General features: G+C 36.3%; 18 protein-coding genes. 3 read left to right on the top strand and 15 right to left on the bottom strand.

Annotation, left to right across the window (positions count from 1 at the left end):
- Nucleotide 1: 1 nt before the first annotated feature.
- Nucleotides 2–745 (bottom strand): CDP-alcohol phosphatidyltransferase family protein, encoded by a 744-nt coding sequence (locus F565_RS0112365; RefSeq protein WP_020213551.1) that lies wholly within the window; start codon nt 743–745, stop codon nt 2–4.
- A 100-nt stretch (nt 746–845) separates the two neighbouring features.
- On the opposite strand from F565_RS0112365, the gene F565_RS0112360 reads away from it, so the two are divergent.
- Genes F565_RS0112360 through F565_RS0112350 form a run of 3 tightly spaced genes read left to right on the top strand, consistent with a single transcriptional unit; the run spans nt 846 to nt 3,875 of the window.
- A complete protein-coding gene (locus F565_RS0112360) occupies nt 846–1,919 on the top strand; it encodes a putative type IX sorting system protein PorV2 (protein ID WP_020213550.1) in 1,074 nt (357 codons plus the stop codon).
- Between the two features lie 15 nt (nt 1,920–1,934).
- The gene (locus F565_RS0112355; RefSeq protein WP_020213549.1) at nt 1,935–3,080 is read left to right on the top strand and encodes an Lnb N-terminal periplasmic domain-containing protein; all 1,146 of its coding nucleotides are present in this window, start codon (nt 1,935–1,937) and stop codon (nt 3,078–3,080) included.
- A 57-nt stretch (nt 3,081–3,137) separates the two neighbouring features.
- The gene (locus F565_RS0112350) at nt 3,138–3,875 is read left to right on the top strand and encodes a tyrosine-protein phosphatase (protein ID WP_035642153.1); all 738 of its coding nucleotides are present in this window, start codon (nt 3,138–3,140) and stop codon (nt 3,873–3,875) included.
- 28 nt (nt 3,876–3,903) lie between these two features.
- Here F565_RS0112350 and F565_RS0112345 read toward each other — a convergent pair whose 3' ends face one another.
- The 14 genes from F565_RS0112345 to F565_RS0112280 all read right to left on the bottom strand — a co-directional run bounded on the left by F565_RS0112345 (nt 3,904) and on the right by F565_RS0112280 (nt 18,711).
- A complete protein-coding gene (locus tag F565_RS0112345; protein WP_020213546.1) occupies nt 3,904–6,279 on the bottom strand; it encodes a GumC family protein in 2,376 nt (791 codons plus the stop codon).
- Between the two features lie 3 nt (nt 6,280–6,282).
- Nucleotides 6,283–7,044 (bottom strand): polysaccharide biosynthesis/export family protein, encoded by a 762-nt coding sequence (locus tag F565_RS0112340; RefSeq protein ID WP_020213545.1) that lies wholly within the window; start codon nt 7,042–7,044, stop codon nt 6,283–6,285.
- 128 nt (nt 7,045–7,172) lie between these two features.
- On the bottom strand, nt 7,173–8,297 hold the full coding sequence (locus tag F565_RS0112335; RefSeq protein WP_020213544.1) for a UDP-N-acetylglucosamine 4,6-dehydratase family protein: 1,125 nt from the start codon (nt 8,295–8,297) through the stop codon (nt 7,173–7,175).
- A gap of 46 nt (nt 8,298–8,343) precedes the next feature.
- Nucleotides 8,344–9,030, bottom strand: coding sequence for a (d)CMP kinase (cmk, locus tag F565_RS0112330; protein ID WP_020213543.1), 687 nt, complete (start codon nt 9,028–9,030; stop codon nt 8,344–8,346).
- 183 nt (nt 9,031–9,213) lie between these two features.
- On the bottom strand, nt 9,214–9,777 hold the full coding sequence (locus tag F565_RS0112325; RefSeq protein ID WP_020213542.1) for a sugar transferase: 564 nt from the start codon (nt 9,775–9,777) through the stop codon (nt 9,214–9,216).
- A 5-nt stretch (nt 9,778–9,782) separates the two neighbouring features.
- Entirely contained in the window at nt 9,783–10,619 is an 837-nt protein-coding gene (locus F565_RS0112320; protein WP_020213541.1) for a formyltransferase family protein, read from the bottom strand.
- Nucleotides 10,619–11,308: a PIG-L deacetylase family protein gene (locus F565_RS0112315; RefSeq protein ID WP_020213540.1), complete on the bottom strand. Its 690-nt coding sequence runs from the start codon at nt 11,306–11,308 to the stop codon at nt 10,619–10,621. Before F565_RS0112315 ends, F565_RS0112320 begins: the two co-directional genes overlap by 1 nt.
- A gap of 71 nt (nt 11,309–11,379) precedes the next feature.
- Nucleotides 11,380–12,516, bottom strand: coding sequence for a DegT/DnrJ/EryC1/StrS family aminotransferase (locus F565_RS21560; RefSeq protein ID WP_020213539.1), 1,137 nt, complete (start codon nt 12,514–12,516; stop codon nt 11,380–11,382).
- A gap of 47 nt (nt 12,517–12,563) precedes the next feature.
- A complete protein-coding gene (locus F565_RS0112305; protein WP_020213538.1) occupies nt 12,564–13,949 on the bottom strand; it encodes an undecaprenyl-phosphate glucose phosphotransferase in 1,386 nt (461 codons plus the stop codon).
- Between the two features lie 217 nt (nt 13,950–14,166).
- Entirely contained in the window at nt 14,167–15,396 is a 1,230-nt protein-coding gene (locus tag F565_RS0112300) for a WcaI family glycosyltransferase (protein WP_020213537.1), read from the bottom strand.
- 5 nt (nt 15,397–15,401) lie between these two features.
- Complete coding sequence (locus tag F565_RS0112295; protein ID WP_026300030.1) at nt 15,402–15,842, bottom strand: VanZ family protein; 441 nt, start codon at nt 15,840–15,842, stop codon at nt 15,402–15,404.
- Nucleotides 15,843–15,847: 5 nt separating this feature from the next.
- On the bottom strand, nt 15,848–16,873 hold the full coding sequence (gene galE, locus F565_RS0112290) for a UDP-glucose 4-epimerase GalE (RefSeq protein WP_020213535.1): 1,026 nt from the start codon (nt 16,871–16,873) through the stop codon (nt 15,848–15,850).
- A gap of 47 nt (nt 16,874–16,920) precedes the next feature.
- On the bottom strand, nt 16,921–17,865 hold the full coding sequence (locus tag F565_RS0112285; protein WP_020213534.1) for a UDP-glucuronic acid decarboxylase family protein: 945 nt from the start codon (nt 17,863–17,865) through the stop codon (nt 16,921–16,923).
- A gap of 33 nt (nt 17,866–17,898) precedes the next feature.
- Nucleotides 17,899–18,711 (bottom strand): glycosyltransferase family 2 protein, encoded by an 813-nt coding sequence (locus F565_RS0112280; protein ID WP_020213533.1) that lies wholly within the window; start codon nt 18,709–18,711, stop codon nt 17,899–17,901.
- Between the last annotated feature and the right edge of the window lie 2 nt (nt 18,712–18,713).

Here is an 18,713-nt window from a genome sequence, read left to right as displayed (position 1 = left end):
TTTATGCCTTAGCCCAAAATTTATTATTTACAGCAGATAGCGCTACATAAAACAATATAATAACCGGTATGGCAAGGTATTGCAATACGAACAATAATAAGATAGAAATAATAAGGAACACAAACTGCAGCTTATTGGTTTCCCAGTTAAAGTATTTTATTTTAAGTGAGAACAAAGGTATCTCTGCATTTAGCATAAAAGCGCTAAGCAGGCTTATGCCTATAAGTACGTAAGGATTACTCAAAAAACTAAATACAAAACTGTCGCCATCGCTGTGTGCTAATATAACCGGCAGGCTCATTATAAATAGAGCATTAGCCGGTGTAGGCAGGCCAATGAACGAATCTGTCTGGCGGGTATCTATATTAAATTTAGCCAGCCTGTAGCAGGATGCAAGTGTTATTATAAAACCAAAATAAGGCAGTATGCCTAAGTAAAAATTATCTGCCGAAAGATTTGCTTCCTCCTGGTTATCTGCAATGCCCACCAACATCTGGAACATTACCATGCCCGGTACAACGCCACTGGTAACCATATCTGCAAGCGAGTCTAACTGTAACCCTAATGCACTTGGCACTTTTAGTATGCGTGCAAAAAAACCATCCCAAAAATCGAAAAATATACCAAGGCAAACCCATAAAAAAGCCATAGGCCAATATGTATTAAATGCATACACAAGGGCAACAAGGCCACATGAAAGGTTAAGCAGGGTTATAATGTTAGGCACATGTTTTTTAAAGGACATAGCAGTTATTTATTTTTACTACAAAGTTAATACAATAAGTTAATAGAATTGGAGTTTAGTAATTGAGAATTTTATATCATATTTGCACAAAATAGCCGCATTGAAAAAGTTACTTTTAACACTCTTACTTACAACACCTATTCTTGCTTATAGCCAGGCCGTTAGAAAATACTCTAATGAGTTTATGAGTATAGGTGTAGATGCAGCAGCACTGGGTATGAGCAATGCTGTTACCGCAGGAACCGGCGATGTAAACAGTGGCTACTGGAACCCCGCAGGCCTTATGCAGGTAAAAACCAAGCAAATGGCTTTAATGCACGCCAGCTATTTTGCAAATATTGCCCAGTACGACTATGCCGCTTTTGCTATGCCTATAGACGACCGAAGTGCACTTGGTATTTCTGTTATTCGTTTTGGGGTAGATGACATTCTTAACACCACCCAACTTATAGACGACCAGGGAAATATAGACTATAATCGGATAAGCCTTTTTTCGGCTGCAGATTATGGCGTTACACTATCTTACGCACGCAGCCTGCCGTTAGACGGTTTTACTTATGGCATTAATGCTAAGGTTATCCGTCGTATAATAGGCAAATTTGCAAACTCATACGGCTTTGGATTCGATGTTGGCTTTCAGTACCAAACACAAAACGAATGGAAGTGGGGGCTTATGCTTCGCGATATTACCACTACTTATAATGTTTGGAATATTGATGAAGAAGAATTTGCAACCGTAAGCGGTGCTGTTGCCGGTCAAAACCAGGAACTGCCCGAAACTACAGAAATAACATTACCTAAAGCACAACTTGGGGTTTCTAAAAAATTTGTTTTTCATAACGAAATGAGCCTTAAAGCTGCAGCTAACCTAAACATGCAGTTTGCTAAAACAAATGATATTGTAAACCTTGATTTTGTAAGCATAGACCCTGCTGTAGGTTTTGAGGCCGGATATCTTGATATTGTTTTTTTAAGGGCCGGTGTAGGTAATTTTCAGAACGAGACACAACTGGACAATACCCAAAACCTTACTTTTCAGCCTAACATAGGCCTTGGCTTTAGCTACAGGGGTATACAGGTAGATTATGCCCTTACAGATATAGGCAACCAAAGCGTAGCGCTTTACTCAAATATATTTTCTCTTAAAGTAGATTTAAGTATCTTTAGCAGATAATAATCTGTATCCCCAATGCGCAGCACAACTGTTTTACTGGCTTCATTTTTTATAATTCTATTTTCTTCCTTTAAATCTTTTGCACAGGTACCATTATCCGAAAGTGCAACTATTAGCCTTCTTACCTGTGGGCCCGGTGAAGAACTTTATTCTGTTTTTGGGCATACGGCCCTGCGTGTTCACGACCCTTTACATGGCGTAGATGTAGTATATAACTATGGTACTTTTGATTTCGACACGCCAAACTTTTACCTGAGGTTTATAAAAGGAGATTTGCAATACTTTGTTTCAACAAGCTCTTATCAGGATTTTGTTTATACCTACCAGTACTACAACCGGGATCTTTATGAGCAGCAACTTAACTTATCTGCTGAGCAAAAACAGGCAATCGCAACCGATTTAAGCACGACCTTACTATCTGACAAACGTTTTTATACCTACAAATATTTTGAGCGTAATTGCACCACAATGGTAGCCGATGTACTCAATGCACAGGTACCAGGCAAAATATCTATGAAAAATAAAGACGAGGGTAAAACGTATCGAAAAATTGTTATCGAGTACCTGCACAATAGTTTCTATGAAAACCTTGGTATAAGCCTTATTTTTGGATACCGAACTGACAGGCCAATGGAAAGGCTCTTTCTGCCGCAGCAATTATTAGAAGGTGTTAACAATACAAAAATTAATTCACAGCCTTTATCTCAGCCAACTGTAACGGTTATTAAAAGTACAGCGCAGGAGCAAACTTCTTTATGGAACAATTACTATACCTATGCAGCAGTATGCCTTTTATTAATGATAGCTTCGCGCAATAAAGTTATACAGAGGTCGCTCCTGGCTATTTTCGGACTTTTTGGAGTATTCTTTACGTTTGTAGGCTTATATTCTTACCATACAGAAATTTCTCACAACTACAATGTATTGCTTATTAACCCATTATTTTTAATTCTTTTGTACTTTATATTTACGAACAATATAAAAGCAAAAAAGGTAGTGGTATATCTATGTTTTTTATGTTTGGCAGTATATATTGTATTTATGCTTAACAAACCACATCTAATAATAGTACTGCCTCTTATAGCACTAATAACGATATTATTACTAAGAACAATAATGTCACGATTTAATATTTTGCCTGTGCAATTAATTAAAAAATAAAACCGGGCACTTTATAAAAATCGGTATTTTTACCAGCAACCATAAATATATTTTACTTTGTTTATTTTCAGCAAGCCAAAGAAACGCCTCGTCGATCTTATACCAGATGATTATGTAGATATTCACTCTCATTTGCTACCGGGTATAGATGATGGCTCTAAAGATGACGATAATACTATAGGCCTTGTTACAAGCCTGAAAAACTATGGTTTTTCGCAGTTTATAACCACTCCGCATGTACTTACCGGAGTTTGGAATAATACGCACAATGGTATTACTGCAAAAGAAGCCACAACAAAAAAATTATTAGACGATAATAATATAGACAACCCCTTTAAGGCTGCTGCAGAATATTTAATGGACGACGTTTTTTTAAAACTTATTAAAAACGAGCCTTTACTCACGATAAAAGACAATTATGTTTTAGTAGAGATGTCTTACTTAAATGCTCCTATACAGCTATATGACATACTTTACGAACTGCAACTGGCAGGCTATAAACCTATACTTGCGCACCCTGAGCGGTATTTATTTTACCATTTTAAATTTGAAGAATATGAAAAACTTAAAAGAGTAGGCTGCCTTTTCCAGATAAACCTTCTATCAGTAACCGGCTATTATGGAAAACCTGTATTAGAAATTTGCAAAAAGTTACTCGACAACAACATGATAGATTTTACAGGATCTGACGTGCACCACGAGCGACACATAGAAGCTTTTAAAAATCCGGTATTGTTTAAAAACACAGAACCTTTAGTAAAAGCATTAAATAAAAATTCCCTCTTTAGTTTATAAAGAGGGAATTTTTTTGTTGTTAAAGCAATTACTTTTTGTTAAAAAGTTTTTCTTTCCATGTTTTTGGTTTTTTTATGTCAGGTCCATAGCCATAGCCATATCCGTAACCATAGCCATATCCGTAACCATAACCTTTATCAGTACCGGTATCGTTTAACAAAATTGCCATGTTAGGTAATTTGCCTTCTCTGTAAAGTGTTTCAGGTATTGATAACATTTTCTTTTCTAAATGATTATCACGCGTTACATATACAAAGCAATCAGCGTTCTTAGCTATTATAATTGTATCGGTAACTAAACTAACAGGAGCAGTATCTACAACAATATAATCATACTCCTTTTTTAATTTAGTAAATAAATCGTCAACTTTCTTGTTCATCAATAGCTCGGCAGGATTTGGCGGTATTAATCCCGGAGGCAAAATATAAAAGTTTTCAAATCCTTCATGCTTAATTATGTAATCTTCAATACTTGCATTTGGAGAAGACAAATAATTAGTAAGCCCTTTAGATGGAATATTAATATATTCGTCTAATTTAGGATTTCTAATATCCATAGCCATAAGTAGTACTCTTTTACCCCCCAGAGCAACCGTTGCAGCTAAGTTTGCAGATATAAATGTCTTACCTTCTTTAGGCACTGTAGAGGTAACAAAAATAGTTTTCGCAATACCTTCCGGCACACCCGAAAGCATAAATTCTAAATTAGTCCTTATTATCCTTAAAGCCTCAGCAGTTGCAGATCGGCTATGAGTATTTACTAATTCACTATTAGTTTCAGAACGGGGAACATCCCCCAAATAAGGCAATGATAAATCAGCCAGATCATCAGCACCATGTATTTTACTATCCAGCAAGTTTATAGTATATATTACGCCAAAGGGCAATAACAAACCAAAGATAAATGCCCCTAAATAAATAACATTTTTCTTAGGCGATATCGGTCCCGGGTTAGCATAAGCCTCATCTATAATTTTAGAATTTGGCGCCGTAACAGCTAAATTGATAGAGTTTTCTTCCTTTTTCTGTAACAGATAAAGATAGAGCGCCTCTTTAATGTTCTGCTGTCTGTTAATTCCCCTAACATCCCGTTCCTGCTTAGGAACCATACCTATCTTACCTTGAAATATATTTTCCTGGCGCTGTATGTCTTTTTGAGAAAGCTCGAGAGATCTCTTCATATTATTAAGACTTGCAATAATACTTTGTCGCATACCCTCTATCTGCTGATCGAGACTGATCCTTATCGGATGTATCGCTGTACCATCTTCCTTATATTTAGATTTTGTGAAAATTAATTTATTATATTCCTCAACAAGAGATGTTGCATCTCCTTCAGGTACAATATTAACAGGAATGACATCATCTGAAGATGCAGTTTTAAGATAATTCAGCATCAAGTTAACAACGCCTATTTTTGTTTGGTTATCAGCAGCATTACCGGCATAAGTATTGGAAATACCAACATAGGCTTCAGAATTTATTGCTAAATCTGTAATTTTATTAGTTCTCTTAAACTTCTCTAAATCGTACTCTACACCATTCAAATCTTTTTTGATTGAATCTAACCTTTCCGATATGAATTTTTCAGTTTTATTACCTAACTCATTTTTATCATCAATAGCATCCTGATTATAATTTTTGATAACCGCAGTAATATAATCTACCCCCCTTTGTTTAATAGGGTCTATAACAGATACAGTAAGTATACTCGTTTCTTCACCTACGGGTGCAATTAGTAATTTACCTTTGTAGGCCGAAGCGACACTTTCAATATCCCTTAGATTAACTATATATATGTTCTTTTTAAAGTTGTTGTTACCAAAAAAATTATTGGTTATAACCATTGTACCTTTACTAACCTTTACCGGCTGTCCAAATTTATATACCCCAAGAAGCTTTTCATTCATATCTGAAAGCTCAAATTGGTTAGGAGACAGCAAGCTAATAACAAACGACATCGACTGGTTGTAAAAACCCTCTTCAGTATTATAGAAACTGGCCCTGATAGGCACATCATTATAAATCTCGACAGGATTTACCCTACCTTCCTGAAAATAACTAATATTTAATTTTAACTGTTCAACTGTTTTTTTTGCTAAAGAACGAGTGCGGAGTAGCTGCATTTCATTATTAATGTTGCTCTTTGCTCCCTTTACAATTCCCAGTTCTCCAAAGGCAGTAAGCTCTGAAGCAATTCCACCCTTTTTATCATCTTTGATTAATATTGTTGCCGATATGTTGTACATTGGAGACACATATCTTAAATAAACAAATGCAATTAATAAAAAAAATGAACCGCTTACCAAAAACCATTTCCAATAATATAAGTATTGCCCAATAATAGCCTTATAATTAACTTTTTTAGGTTCAGCAAATTCAGGTTCTGTATTTTTTAAATTCATGTTTTATCTTGTTATAATGGAAATTATGGCAATTATTACTGATAGTGACGAAATAGCTATTGTAAGGTCACGGCCTGTTGCAGAAGAATTTACGGCTGTTTTGTTAGGTTCTATATAAATTAAATCATTTTGAGATAAATAATAGAACTCAGACTGCATAAAGTCTACTTTAGTTAAATCTATATAATTATATGTTTTTTTACCTGACAAATCCCTTATTACCAAAACATTGTTTCTCTTTCCGTAAACAGTGAGATCTCCAGCCAGGCCCAGTGCTTCAGGAAGCGTTAGCCTCTCACCCGGATAGGTATAGGTACCCGGCAATTTTACTTCGCCTAAAACTGTAAATTTAAAATTCGTAACCCTTAATGTAATAATAGGATTAGAAATGTACTTTTTAACTTCTTTATTTAATTCTTCTAAAGCCTGTTGTCTTGATAGCCCGCCTAACTTTATAGACCCAACAAGTGGAAGCTGTATAAAACCATCTTTATCAACACGATATGTCCTTCCTTCACCTGATTGTCCCGCACCTGCTCCTGGAGTTAAGTTCACTACTGAAGATTGATTAAAAGGAGCTGCAAGAGCCTCATTTGGAGAAGTTACGTTTACTATTATTAGCACCTCGTCATCCGGCTGCACTTTTGGTTCGTAGTTATTATCAGATAATGAAGAAACATTTTGAAAATAAACTATTTTTTTTCTGGAAACACAAGAGGTAAGCGCTATTGCAATTAAAAACAATACGGTAATTTTTTTAATCATAGTAATATGTGATCATTAATATTAAAACTTTTTCCTATTTGAAATTAATTTGCACTAAATATGCGCAAATATAATTTTTTAAATTTAATAAATATTATAAAATATAATTATTGTAAACCCTAAAAACCTTATAATTCTAACCCTTTAAACTCAGAATTAAGGCTTATAAATTCCGGAACAATTTTCTTCATTTCGGCCACAGCTTCAAAAACATTAAATTGTTGCGCAAGGGTTATCATTTTATTAATACTAACATTAATAACATCATAATCTTGCGGTTCTTCTCTGCTAATCATTATATTATCGTTGTGCGTAGGCAACATCTTAGATGTATCTGTAACCAGCTCTTCATACAACTTCTCTCCGGGACGTAATCCTACATATTTAATTTTAATATCCTTATCAGGCTCAAGACCCGCCATACGAATCATCTTTAAGGCTAAATCTATAATTTTTACCTGCTTACCCATATCAAAAATGTAAATTTCGCCACCTTTGCCCATTGCACCTGCTTCAAGCACTAACTGGCATGCCTCTTTAATAGTCATAAAAAAGCGTGTAATATCAGGATGTGTAACTGTAACAGGGCCTCCGTCCTGTATTTGTTTTGCAAAAACAGGCACAACAGATCCGTTAGAACCTAAAACATTACCAAAACGCGTAATAAGATACTTTGTTGCACTCTCTTTTTCCTGGTGTACAAGTTTTTCATGTAGTGCCTGTACATATTTTTCGGCGACAAGCTTGCTGGCTCCCATAATACTTCCCGGGTTAACAGCCTTATCTGTAGATATCAGCACAAAAGTATCTACATTATAAAGATTAGCACAATCGGCTACATTTTTTGTACCTAATACATTAACCATAATTGCCTGAGACGGATTTTTTTCCATCATTTGCACATGCTTGTAAGCCGCCGCATGGTACACAACATTAGGCCTGTACTTTTTAAAAACCTCATTTACAGCATTTTTATCTTTTACATCTGCAATTTCAGAATAAAACCTCGCATTAGGCATCATTACACCTACCTCTAATTCAAGCAGATATAATGGTGTTTCTGCCTGATCGAGCATTATAACACATTTAGGAGAAAAATCAATTACCTGTCTTACTATTTCGCTGCCAATAGACCCTGCAGCCCCTGTAATAAGAACTACTTTATCTTTTAACTGCGCTGATATAGATTGACTATCAAGCAATATTGGTTTCCTGTCTAATAAGTCTTCTAATTGATAATTAACCTGCTTCATCTTTTTATTAAATTTAACTGCTCTAAAAAACCAAATAATACTGCAGCTAAAGCACTTTTTTTACCAATTGCAAAATTTTGTCAAATTGCTCTTCGATGGTAAGGTCAGAATTGTCAATCTCTATTGCATCATCTGCCTTTCTTAAGGGAGAGTCTTCCCTGTGTGTATCTATATCATCACGCTCTTCGATATTTTTAAGCACCTCGTTATATGTTACATCATGTCCCTGCGCAAGCAGTTCGTCATAGCGGCGTTGCGCCCTAACATTAGCACCAGATGTCATGAAAAGTTTAAGCTCTGCATCAGGAAATACAACCGTGCCTATGTCCCGGCCATCCATAACAACCCCCTTATCTTTACCCATAAAACGCTGTTGTTCTACAAGTTTTAGCCTCACGTCATGAATAGTGGCTATTTTACTTACAAGATTAGAAATTTCCATTGTTCGTATGTGTCCTTCAACATTAACCCCATTTAAATAAACTTCGCTATGAGCAAGGTTCGTATTAAAAAAGAACTTAAGGGTAACATTAGGCAAATTCGCTATGAGTGCATGTTCATTTACATGCCCTTTTGTAACAAAGCCATTTTGTAATGCATACAATGTTACCGCACGATACATTGCACCGGTATCTACATAAATGTAGTTAAGTTTTTTTGCAAGTTGCTTAGCTAGCGTACTTTTACCTGTCGACGAAAAACCGTCTATCGCGATGGTTATCTTTTTATCCAAATCTTTTAATATTGTAACAGTAATAATTTAAGCATGACTATAAGCATCAAAGGTAAAATTAAAAATCGTGAATTATCCGCAAAATTATAATTTACATATTCAAAAAAAGTAAATATCAATATAACGAAACATTACTTTGTTTCTTTTTTACAATACAAATCTGTTATAATATTAATTTAACATTTAAAGATTTTTTCTCAACAGCGTATATATTATAATTTTGATATCAAACCAAAATGTACGTTCTGCCATATACTGCATATTGATTTTTACCTTATCCGGAAACAGCACATCATCATTATATTTATCCGGGTTTGGCTGCAGGAGTAATAATTGCTCTTCGTTCCAGTATTTTATGTTTGCCGGCCCGGTAAGCCCCGGTTTCAGGTTAAGCAATTGCCGCTCCTCTCCCGTTAATTTATCATAATATCCCGGTATATCCGGCCTGGGGCCCACAAAGCTCATATCGCCTTTCAAAATATTATATAGCTGTGGAAGTTCGTCTACCTTATATTTTCTTAAAAACCGCCCTAAGGCAGATATTTTACTTTTCCCTTCGGTGTCGCGCGTCATGGTTTTTAATTTATAAATTTTAAACAGCTTACCATATTGCCCTACACGCATTTGAATAAACATTCCGTTTTGGGCTGTATCTATGCTTGCCCATATATAGAACAAGGCTATTACCCACCCAAATAGTAACATGGAAAACAACGATACCACTATATCAAACAATCTTTTTGCCATGTGGCTTAATTATCAAAAATTTCAAAGTTGGTAGCATAATAATATCCGCCGGTAAGTATTAATTCCAAGGTATTAGGCAACATTTGTTTACGAATACTTGCAAGCCCCTCCCAAATAATTATTTTTTTTGCTTTATCTACAACATAAGCCCCAGGATACGGCTTAGTAGTAGCCCGCACTAACCTGTCTGCTTGATATACATCCATATCTAATGTTATCTCGCCATCTTTAGGAGTACGGCCTTCCCAATAGGTAGCCAAGCTTTCATCCTGAACAATACCTTTTGCGTTACCTGACTTTAAATCAAAATAAAGCTTACTTATTAATTCTTTATGGGCATCATTTACTTTTTCATACAAAACGGTAGCCGTTTCTGTAGCAGATAAAGGTATTTCCTGCTGTGCAAGTATTAAACCTGTATCAACATTTTCATCAAGCTTAAAAAAAGTAACCCCGGTTTTATCAAGCCCCTTAATAATAGCCCACGGAATGGCAGCCCTTCCCCTGCCTTGCGGCAACAGCGTAGGATGCGCCCCTATAGCTCCATATTTTGGTGCATTTATAACCTCTAAAGATGCTATTTGCGACCAACCTATTATAAAAAGCCAATCTATAGCATACTCTTTTATTGCCTGTACAGCAGCAACATCGTTAATATGATTAACCTTAATTACAGGAATACTGTGCAACTCTGCAAAATCGTCTACATATATGCGCCCTGATTTATTTTTAGCTTTCTCGTCGTGCAGGGTAATTATAAGCTTAAGGGTACCATTAACCGCATATAGCTCTTCCATACAGCTTAAGCCTATCTGAACACAGGTTACAAATGCAAAATTCATTACTTTAATATTTGAAATGCTGCCTGAAATGCTTCGGCATATAACAATCCTGACTGCCCACCCCTAAGAGCTGCAAGCCCCTGTAAAACCTGAACCGACCTGGGGTGCGGATATTCTCTCATTACACCCTTGTAAGCAGATAGTGCCTTTATTTTTTTTGCAACACCTGCCTCGCCCACTTCTATAAAAGTATTTGGCTGAAAAGGGGCATTATTAGACGGAAAAGCCCAATCTGTAGAAGAAGGTATCTCCATAAAATACAATCCCTGTAATGGTTTTATATTTGATTGACGCTGAAAAAGCCTTGCCGCCGCCTGGCATGCCCTTGATGTATGCAGGTGATCATCATTAAGGTCTGACGGGTGATGCGTAAAAATATAGTCAGGCTGTACCTGTTTAATTACCGCCTCTATAAACTGTACCAACTCTATATGAGGTATTGTATTAAATTTTATGTTAGGAAAACTACCCAATACCGGTGGCTGTGCCCCTACTATTTGTTGTGCCGTACAGGTATTTTCATACAGCACTTTATCTTCCGGCCTGTGTAATCTTGCTTCTGCATTGCCGGATAGTATACAATTATAAACAGTATGCCCTTGCTGAGACAACGTAAAAGCACTGGCTCCAAAACCTAAAATCTCATCATCTGGATGTGCCGTTACCGTTAAGTATGTTTTTTTTACCATTGTATATACCCGTAAAATGCTGTTATGTGATGAAAGTAAGCAATTATTTTATAGCTAAAAAGAGGTTTTCCTTAAACGGTATTTTTCCACGCTGTAAAGGCATGGGTAATTCTCTGCTTCTCCTCATCTGTAAGGTTAGATCCGGATGGCATACAAAGGCCGGTATTAAAAACATCCTCTGCGCAATTGTCGCCATAATAATCGCAACTTTCAAAAACCGGCTGTAAATGCAGGGGCTTCCATACAGGGCGCGTTTCTATATTCATATTAGCCAAAAATAACCTTAAAGCCTCGCTGGTTTTATTGCTGTCATTCATTGTTAAAGTGGTAAGCCAATAATTACTGTAAAAATCAGTATCAGGTTCTGTTAGTAGCTTAATATAACGCTCACCACTAAACAGTTCACTATAAAAAATATGGTTGTTTCGCCTTAAGTTAATATAATCCTGCAAAACCTCTATTTGCCCGCGGCCTATACCCGCATTTATATTGCTTATGCGATAGTTGTAACCCACCTGCGAATGTTGGTAATGTGGTGCCGGGTCTTTTGCCTGCGATGCTAAAAATATGGCCCGCTCTTTAACCTTGGGGTCTTTGCTTACCAATCCTCCGCCCGAAGCTGTGGTTATAATCTTATTGCCGTTAAAAGACAATATTGAAATATCTCCCAGTGTACCACATTTAATGCCTTTATAGGTACTACCCAAAGCTTCGGCACTATCTTCTATTACCGGAAGACCGTATATTTTTGCAATTGTATTTATCTCGTCTGCCTTATAAGGCATACCATAAAGGTGCACTGCAATTATAGCTTTTGGTTTTTTACCCTTCGCTATCCTGTCTTTTATTGCCGCCTCAAGAGCATCGGGGCACATGTTCCAGGTTTGTGGTTCGCTGCCTACAAATACCGGTTTTGCTCCAAGATATAGTATGGGGTTTGCAGATGCGGCAAATGTTAGCGACTGGCATATAACTTCATCGCCATTAGTTACACCTAAAAGTATAAGCGCCATGTGTATTGCCGAAGTGCCCGAATTGAAAGCTGCTACATAAACACCCTGGCCAAGATAATTTTCAAGGTCATTTTCAAAACCATTTATGTTTTCTCCAAAAGCGAATAAACGCCTTAAATTAAAAGCTTCATCGATATATTTTTGCTCATTACCACTTGGGTGTGGTGACGAAAGCCATATCATTGGGTTTTCCATAACAGCTAATTTAGCAAAAAATGCAGTGAATCCAGGCAATGACTATATTAATAAGCCTTGTCCTCGCCCTTAAATATATTCCACACTGTTAAGTATACAATTTTTATATCAAGGAAAAAACTCCAGTTTTCAAGATACCATATATCATAAGTTACACGGTTTTTAATATCAAACTCATTTTCAATTTCGCCCCTGTAACCATTTACCTGAGCCCAACCCGTAATACCCGGCTTAATAAGCTGCCTTACAAGGTAATTGTTTATAATTTCCTGATATTGTTCATTTTGTATACTCATGTGTGGCCTTGGCCCAACTATAGACATATCGCCTTTAAGCACATTCCAAAACTGAGGAAACTCATCAAGGCTTGTCTTTCTTAATACACGCCCTATAGGTGTAACACGGGAGTCGCCCTTAGATGCCGCCTGCTTATCTGAAACGGCATTTACATACATACTCCTAAACTTATAACACCAAAATTCTTTACGGTCCCTGCCAAGCCTTTTTTGTTTAAACAGCACCGGCCCTTTAGAATTCATTTTGATAAGAACCGCTATTAAAGGATATAGCCATGAGCATATACACACTAATACTAAGGCGCTAAAAACGATATCAAATGTTCGCTTTGTAAATTTATTATGGGTTTCTTCAAGAGGTTCTTTGCGTAATGAAACTGTAGGTATATTACCAAATTGCTTAAACTCATAACGGTTGTAAAACTGAAAGTGGAAATCAGGAATTATCCTTACCCTTACACCTGCTTTATCTACAACATATGTTATTTCTTCAATCTCGCCAATGGTTATACCCGGAGTTGCCACGATAACCTCATTTATGGGCCGGGTCTTTAAAAATGGACCTAAATCATTTATTTTGCCAAGGTATGGCCCTATAACTGCATCTTTCTCTTCATCATCAAAATACCCAATAACATCGTAGCCAAGGTGTGGATTATTAGTTATAAGCTCATGAAACTGATTAGCCGTATTACCGTGCCCTAATATAATTACATGCCTTAGGTTGTAACCCTGCCTTCGCAAAAAAAGAACCAACCTGTGTATAATATATTTCTCTGTACCAAAACATACTATAAGTGCACCAGAGTATATAAATACAAAGTTTGTAGGCAAAAAATGCTGCGAAAAGAATGAAAATACCACAATAGCAAGAGCAAGTATAACAATGCTCTTTACTGTTTTATATATTTCCAGCGAAAATCCCGGTCTTATTCTGTGCTCGTTATATAATTTATTAGAGGTACCACTAAAGAACCAAACCAGCAACAATATAAATAACAGGAAAAATTTTGACCTGAAATGATCAGCAAAAGTTGTAGGCTGTACACAATATACACATACAATAAAAGTGAGTGCTACAACAGATAAATCTGCTATTAGCCTGACTAAAGAAATTTTATTAAGGTATTGTTGCATTTTATAATAATAACAAAAAAATGATAAATATAATTCAGTCAATCTTTGCAAGGAGAATCCTTACTTATTTATTCGTTATTTTTAGATATTAGCAATGCATGTATTGTTGTTGCATAAATAAATCATTTACAATAATGATGTAAAGGTCATCAATTAAATTTAAACTACCCCTACTTTTAATTTATTTTTTTTAACATTTGTCATGATTAAAACATCACTATTTATTAATATCCACTAATTGTTGCTCAAAATCGCGAAGTATATTTTCTTTGCTTAAATAAGCCTCTGCATACTTTCTTGCATTTAATTTGTAAGTGCTTATATCGTTGTTTATTGCATATTCTATACCGTTGCACAATGCCTCTGTAGACTCCGGCTCTATAATCAGCCCCATATTGTATTGATTAACTACCGTATACAAAGATGTACCAGGCTCTGCAGTTACAATAGCAAACCCTCCCGCGGCAAGTATACCTGTTAGTTTACTTGGCATAACAAGATCTGCCGCTGATTTTTTTTGCAGCACTAAATGCACATCGGCGGTAGCAAGCAATGCCGAAAGCTTATTGTAAGGCTGCAATGGAAAGAACATTACCTGGGTAAGCCCGGCATCTTTTGCAGACTGCTCCAATTTCTCTTTACCTCCGCCAGATCCTACTATTAAAAAGTAAACATCGCTACGGTCTTTGTATTTTAATGCTACATCTATAATAACTTCAAGACCTTGTTTTTCCCCAAGGTTACCAGAATACAAAATAACCTTGTCACTGTCTTTTAAGCCAAATTGCTGGCGTAACGATTGTTCTTTAGGCAACGGCATAATATTGTTTTCGTCTACCCAGTTAGGGAACAATATCTGCTGATTTGTATTGACACCCTTACCGCTTATTTTAAGCTGCATGCCTAAACTTATGGTAGAAACCTTTTTACTTTTTTTAAGTATAAAACGTTCTATAGAAAACATGAGGTTAAGGAATGTTTTATTTTTTATCATACCCAGTTCTTTAGCAGCATCTACCTGCAAATCCTGAACGTGGGTTATCATAGGTACACCTTTTAACTTAGAGTATAGCAAAGGCAATATCCCTAAGTGAAATGGCGGTGCAGCGCAAAACACTACATCGAACTTTTTTGTAAACAAAAGTTTAAACCATACCGGTACAATACCTAAAACAAATGAGAATTCGTGAATTATCCTTTTTGCAGAGGTAACATTTTTAGGCACATACAAAGGTATCCTGTGCACGGTGGCCCCATCTATATCTTCTGTAATCCAGTATTTGCCCTTGTATTTTTCATGTACCTCCCACTCCGGGTAATATGGCACTGCCGTTACTACATGTACGTTATGTCCCTGTTGTGCAAACCAGCTACCCATCTCACCGGTATATTTACCTATACCTGTTAACTCCGGGCTATAGTTTATACCAAATATTAAAATCCTCATTTATCTTAATTTCTTTTATGCATCCTGTAAAACAAAAAAGCTCCAAAAAGTCCGCCTGCAATATTCAAAATTATATCATCAATATCAAAAGTACCTATATGCAACCAGTATTGCAGGTTCTCTATAGTAAGCGCTAAAAAAACAATTAAAACAACCATTGTAGGTTGTTTAATTTTACCAAAAAAAACACAGTAAGACCAGGCAAAAGGCATAAGTAAAAAAAAATTTCCAATCGTTTCTTTGATTACAAACAACTTTGCATTGGTTTGAAGCGTAAAGAAATTACTAAAGTAAATCCATTTATTCGAGAAAGGAATTAAATTTATGTTATGCTCATCAAATATCCCGGTGTAACGATTTGCCGACATCATAGTTAAATAAAGAACTGCAAACACATACATTAATGCTATTGTTTTTGCAACTCCCTTACCAATGCTGCGTCTCATTGTTTCTAATTAAATGGATTTTCTTTTATATATTTTTCCCATTTCCAGGCAGAGCTCATCATTTCCTCTATTCCAAGTCCTGCTGTCCATTTAAGTTCTTTAGATGATTTTGTTACATCGCCCCAAACTTTTTCTACATCGCCAGATCTTCTTGGGCCAACACTATAATTAAGCTTCTCTCCGGTACTTTTCTCAAAAGCATCTATCACTTCTAATACAGATGTACCTTTACCAGTACCTAAATTAAATACTTCATAGTTGCTTTTACCTTCATTACCCTGCAACCTGTTTAAGGCAGAAACATGGGCTTTTGCCAAATCTACAACGTGTATATAATCTCTTAGGGCGCTTCCGTCCGGCGTGTTATAATCGTTTCCGTGTACAACAATGGGACCGCGCTTACCAATGGCAGACTGGGTTATAAACGGCACAAGGCAATTTGGCACCCCGATAGGCAGTTCGCCTATAAGGCCAGATTCATGCGCTCCAACAGGATTAAAATAACGTAATGATATTACTTTTAAATCAGGGGTTACAGCACAGGTATCTGTCAATATCTCTTCTGCAATTTGTTTTGTATTACCATAAGGCGACTCTGCCTTTTGCACAGGGGCATCTTCTGTAACGGGTAAAACCTCAGGCTGACCGTATACAGTACAAGAAGATGAAAACACAAAATTTATCTTACCATCTATATTCTCAATTAAATTAATTAACGAATAAAGATTGTTTTTGTAATATTTCATAGGCTCCCTTACAGACTCTCCTACTGCTTTATACGCAGCAAAGTGAATAATACCAGTAATGTCTTTATGAGCATCCATATACTCTTTTACCTTTGCTTCATCACAAAGATCCAGTTCTTCACATTCAGGCCTTTTACCTGTAATAGTTTCTATCTGGTTTAAAACACCGGGATCTGAATTAGAAAAATTATCTACAATAAGCACCTCAAATCCGGCATTATACAATTCTACCACTGTATGAGAACCTATATATCCGGTTCCTCCTGTTACAAGTATTTTACTCATAATAACAATTATTCTTTTATTTTTAAATTTGCTGCAAAAACTTGTAATTAAGCTTCTTTTAGTAAAGCATCGAAGTATTCTATAGTTTTTGTAAGGCCTTCTCTTAACTGTACCTTAGGTTCCCAGTCAAGTTCTTTTTTAGCAAGAGAAATATCCGGCTGCCTTTGCTTAGGATCGTCTTGTGGCAACGGCATAAAAGTTAACTTAGACGACGAGTTTGTAAGCTCTATAACATTTTGAGCCAACTCAAGCATTGTAAATTCATAAGGGTTACCTATGTTTACAGGACCTGTAAATCCTTTAGGAGTAGCCATAAGCCTTACAAAGCCTTCAACTAAATCATCTACATACTGAAATGACCTTGTTTGCTGCCCATCTCCAAAAATAGTAATATCTTCACCCTTAAGTGCCTGAACAATAAAGTTAGACACCACGCGGCCATCTTCAGGATTCATATTAGGGCCATAAGTATTAAATATCCTTACTATCTTAACATCTACATCGTTTTGATTGTGGTAATCCATAAACAATGTTTCGGCAGCGCGTTTACCCTCATCATAGCACGAACGTATACCTATAGGGTTTACATTACCCCAATATGATTCTCTTTGCGGATGTTCTGCCGGATCTCCGTAAACTTCGCTGGTACTTGCCTGAAAAACTTTTGCATTAACCCTTTTTGCAAGGCCAAGCATATTTATAGCCCCCATTACAGATGTTTTCATCGTTTTTATAGGGTTGTACTGATAATGCACAGGGCTTGCAGGGCAGGCAAGATTATAAATTTCATCCACTTCAATAAAAAAGGGTTCTGTTACATCATGCCTTATCATTTCAAAATAAGGGTTGTCTAATAAATGAACAATGTTCTTTTTAGACCCTGTAAAGTAATTATCAAGAGAAATTACCTCATTACCTTCATTTAAAAGTCGTGTGCATAAATGCGAGCCAATAAAACCGGCCCCTCCTGTAACAAGTATTCTTTTTTTCATATAGATATATTTACTTTATTGCTGTTAGTTTATTTAAATTTTTTTACGCTTTAACTCGCGGATTTTAATTTGTATCAAAAATTCATAATACGCCATATTTGCGCTTATTATAAACCCGGGAGTTCCTTCAAGAAACCCAAGCTTAATAAAATAGGCGTATGTAAACCTTAACAAAGGCCACCCAGGCGTTTTTGTTAACCATGACTTAAGCGCCGGATTGCGGACACTGGTATTACTCGAAAATATATTTTTAAAAGGTGGGGCATCATTAAACCTCGCTACTGCTTCATCCGACGAATATTTATTATGCCTTGCTATCCATTGTGTCCATCCTTTAGAAAAGCTATAATGCAGGTAGGGCTCTTTTATGTACTCCAGTACGCCATCTATTTCACCCTCTTTTTGTCCATGCCCAAAATCGGTAAAACGCGCACGCCCTTTTCTAAGCATTCTAAACTGCCATTTAGGAAAGCTATCCGATCGCTTTAACCAGGTATCTTCAAGCATCATTTTCCAGCAGCAGTAAAAACCGGCAACCTCCTGTGGTGCGGTTTCTATAGCTTTACTTATGGCTGCCACAAACGGAGGAGTTGCTACTTCATCTGCATCAAGAAAAAGAATCCAGTCGTATTTTGCATCAATATTATCTAAAGCAAAATTACGCTGATCTCCAAAACTTTTAAAAGCATTGTAACTTATCTTTGCGTTATATTTTGCTGCAATATCAAGCGTTGTATCTTCACTGCCGGAATCTAAAATATGAATATCATCTGTCCAATGCAGCGCATCAAGACACATAGGCAAATCCTGCTCTTCATTTTTAGTTAAAATAATTACCGAGATCATAA

Source organism: Flavobacterium rivuli WB 3.3-2 = DSM 21788 (assembly GCF_000378485.1).
Lineage (GTDB): Bacteria > Bacteroidota > Bacteroidia > Flavobacteriales > Flavobacteriaceae > Flavobacterium > Flavobacterium rivuli.
The sequence above is the reverse complement of the archived record's forward strand: the minus strand, read 5'-3'. Positions and strand labels throughout refer to the sequence as shown.

Bases quoted from the DNA above. Each gene is read 5' to 3' on its own strand.
- F565_RS0112305 (WP_020213538.1), bottom strand. From the start codon at position 13,949: ATGCAACAATACCTTAATAAAATTTCTTTAGTCAGGCTAATAGCAGAT.
- F565_RS0112340 (WP_020213545.1), bottom strand. From the start codon at position 7,044: ATGATTAAAAAAATTACCGTATTGTTTTTAATTGCAATAGCGCTTACC.
- F565_RS0112280 (WP_020213533.1), bottom strand. From the start codon at position 18,711: ATGATCTCGGTAATTATTTTAACTAAAAATGAAGAGCAGGATTTGCCT.
- F565_RS0112320 (WP_020213541.1), bottom strand. From the start codon at position 10,619: ATGAATTTTGCATTTGTAACCTGTGTTCAGATAGGCTTAAGCTGTATG.
- F565_RS0112355 (WP_020213549.1), top strand. From the start codon at position 1,935: ATGCGCAGCACAACTGTTTTACTGGCTTCATTTTTTATAATTCTATTT.
- galE (WP_020213535.1), bottom strand. From the start codon at position 16,873: ATGAGTAAAATACTTGTAACAGGAGGAACCGGATATATAGGTTCTCAT.
- F565_RS0112315 (WP_020213540.1), bottom strand. From the start codon at position 11,308: ATGGTAAAAAAAACATACTTAACGGTAACGGCACATCCAGATGATGAG.
- F565_RS0112325 (WP_020213542.1), bottom strand. From the start codon at position 9,777: ATGGCAAAAAGATTGTTTGATATAGTGGTATCGTTGTTTTCCATGTTA.
- F565_RS0112365 (WP_020213551.1), bottom strand. From the start codon at position 745: ATGTCCTTTAAAAAACATGTGCCTAACATTATAACCCTGCTTAACCTT.
- F565_RS21560 (WP_020213539.1), bottom strand. From the start codon at position 12,516: ATGGAAAACCCAATGATATGGCTTTCGTCACCACACCCAAGTGGTAAT.
- F565_RS0112295 (WP_026300030.1), bottom strand. From the start codon at position 15,842: ATGAGACGCAGCATTGGTAAGGGAGTTGCAAAAACAATAGCATTAATG.
- F565_RS0112345 (WP_020213546.1), bottom strand. From the start codon at position 6,279: ATGAATTTAAAAAATACAGAACCTGAATTTGCTGAACCTAAAAAAGTT.
- F565_RS0112285 (WP_020213534.1), bottom strand. From the start codon at position 17,865: ATGAAAAAAAGAATACTTGTTACAGGAGGGGCCGGTTTTATTGGCTCG.
- F565_RS0112300 (WP_020213537.1), bottom strand. From the start codon at position 15,396: ATGAGGATTTTAATATTTGGTATAAACTATAGCCCGGAGTTAACAGGT.
- F565_RS0112335 (WP_020213544.1), bottom strand. From the start codon at position 8,297: ATGAAGCAGGTTAATTATCAATTAGAAGACTTATTAGACAGGAAACCA.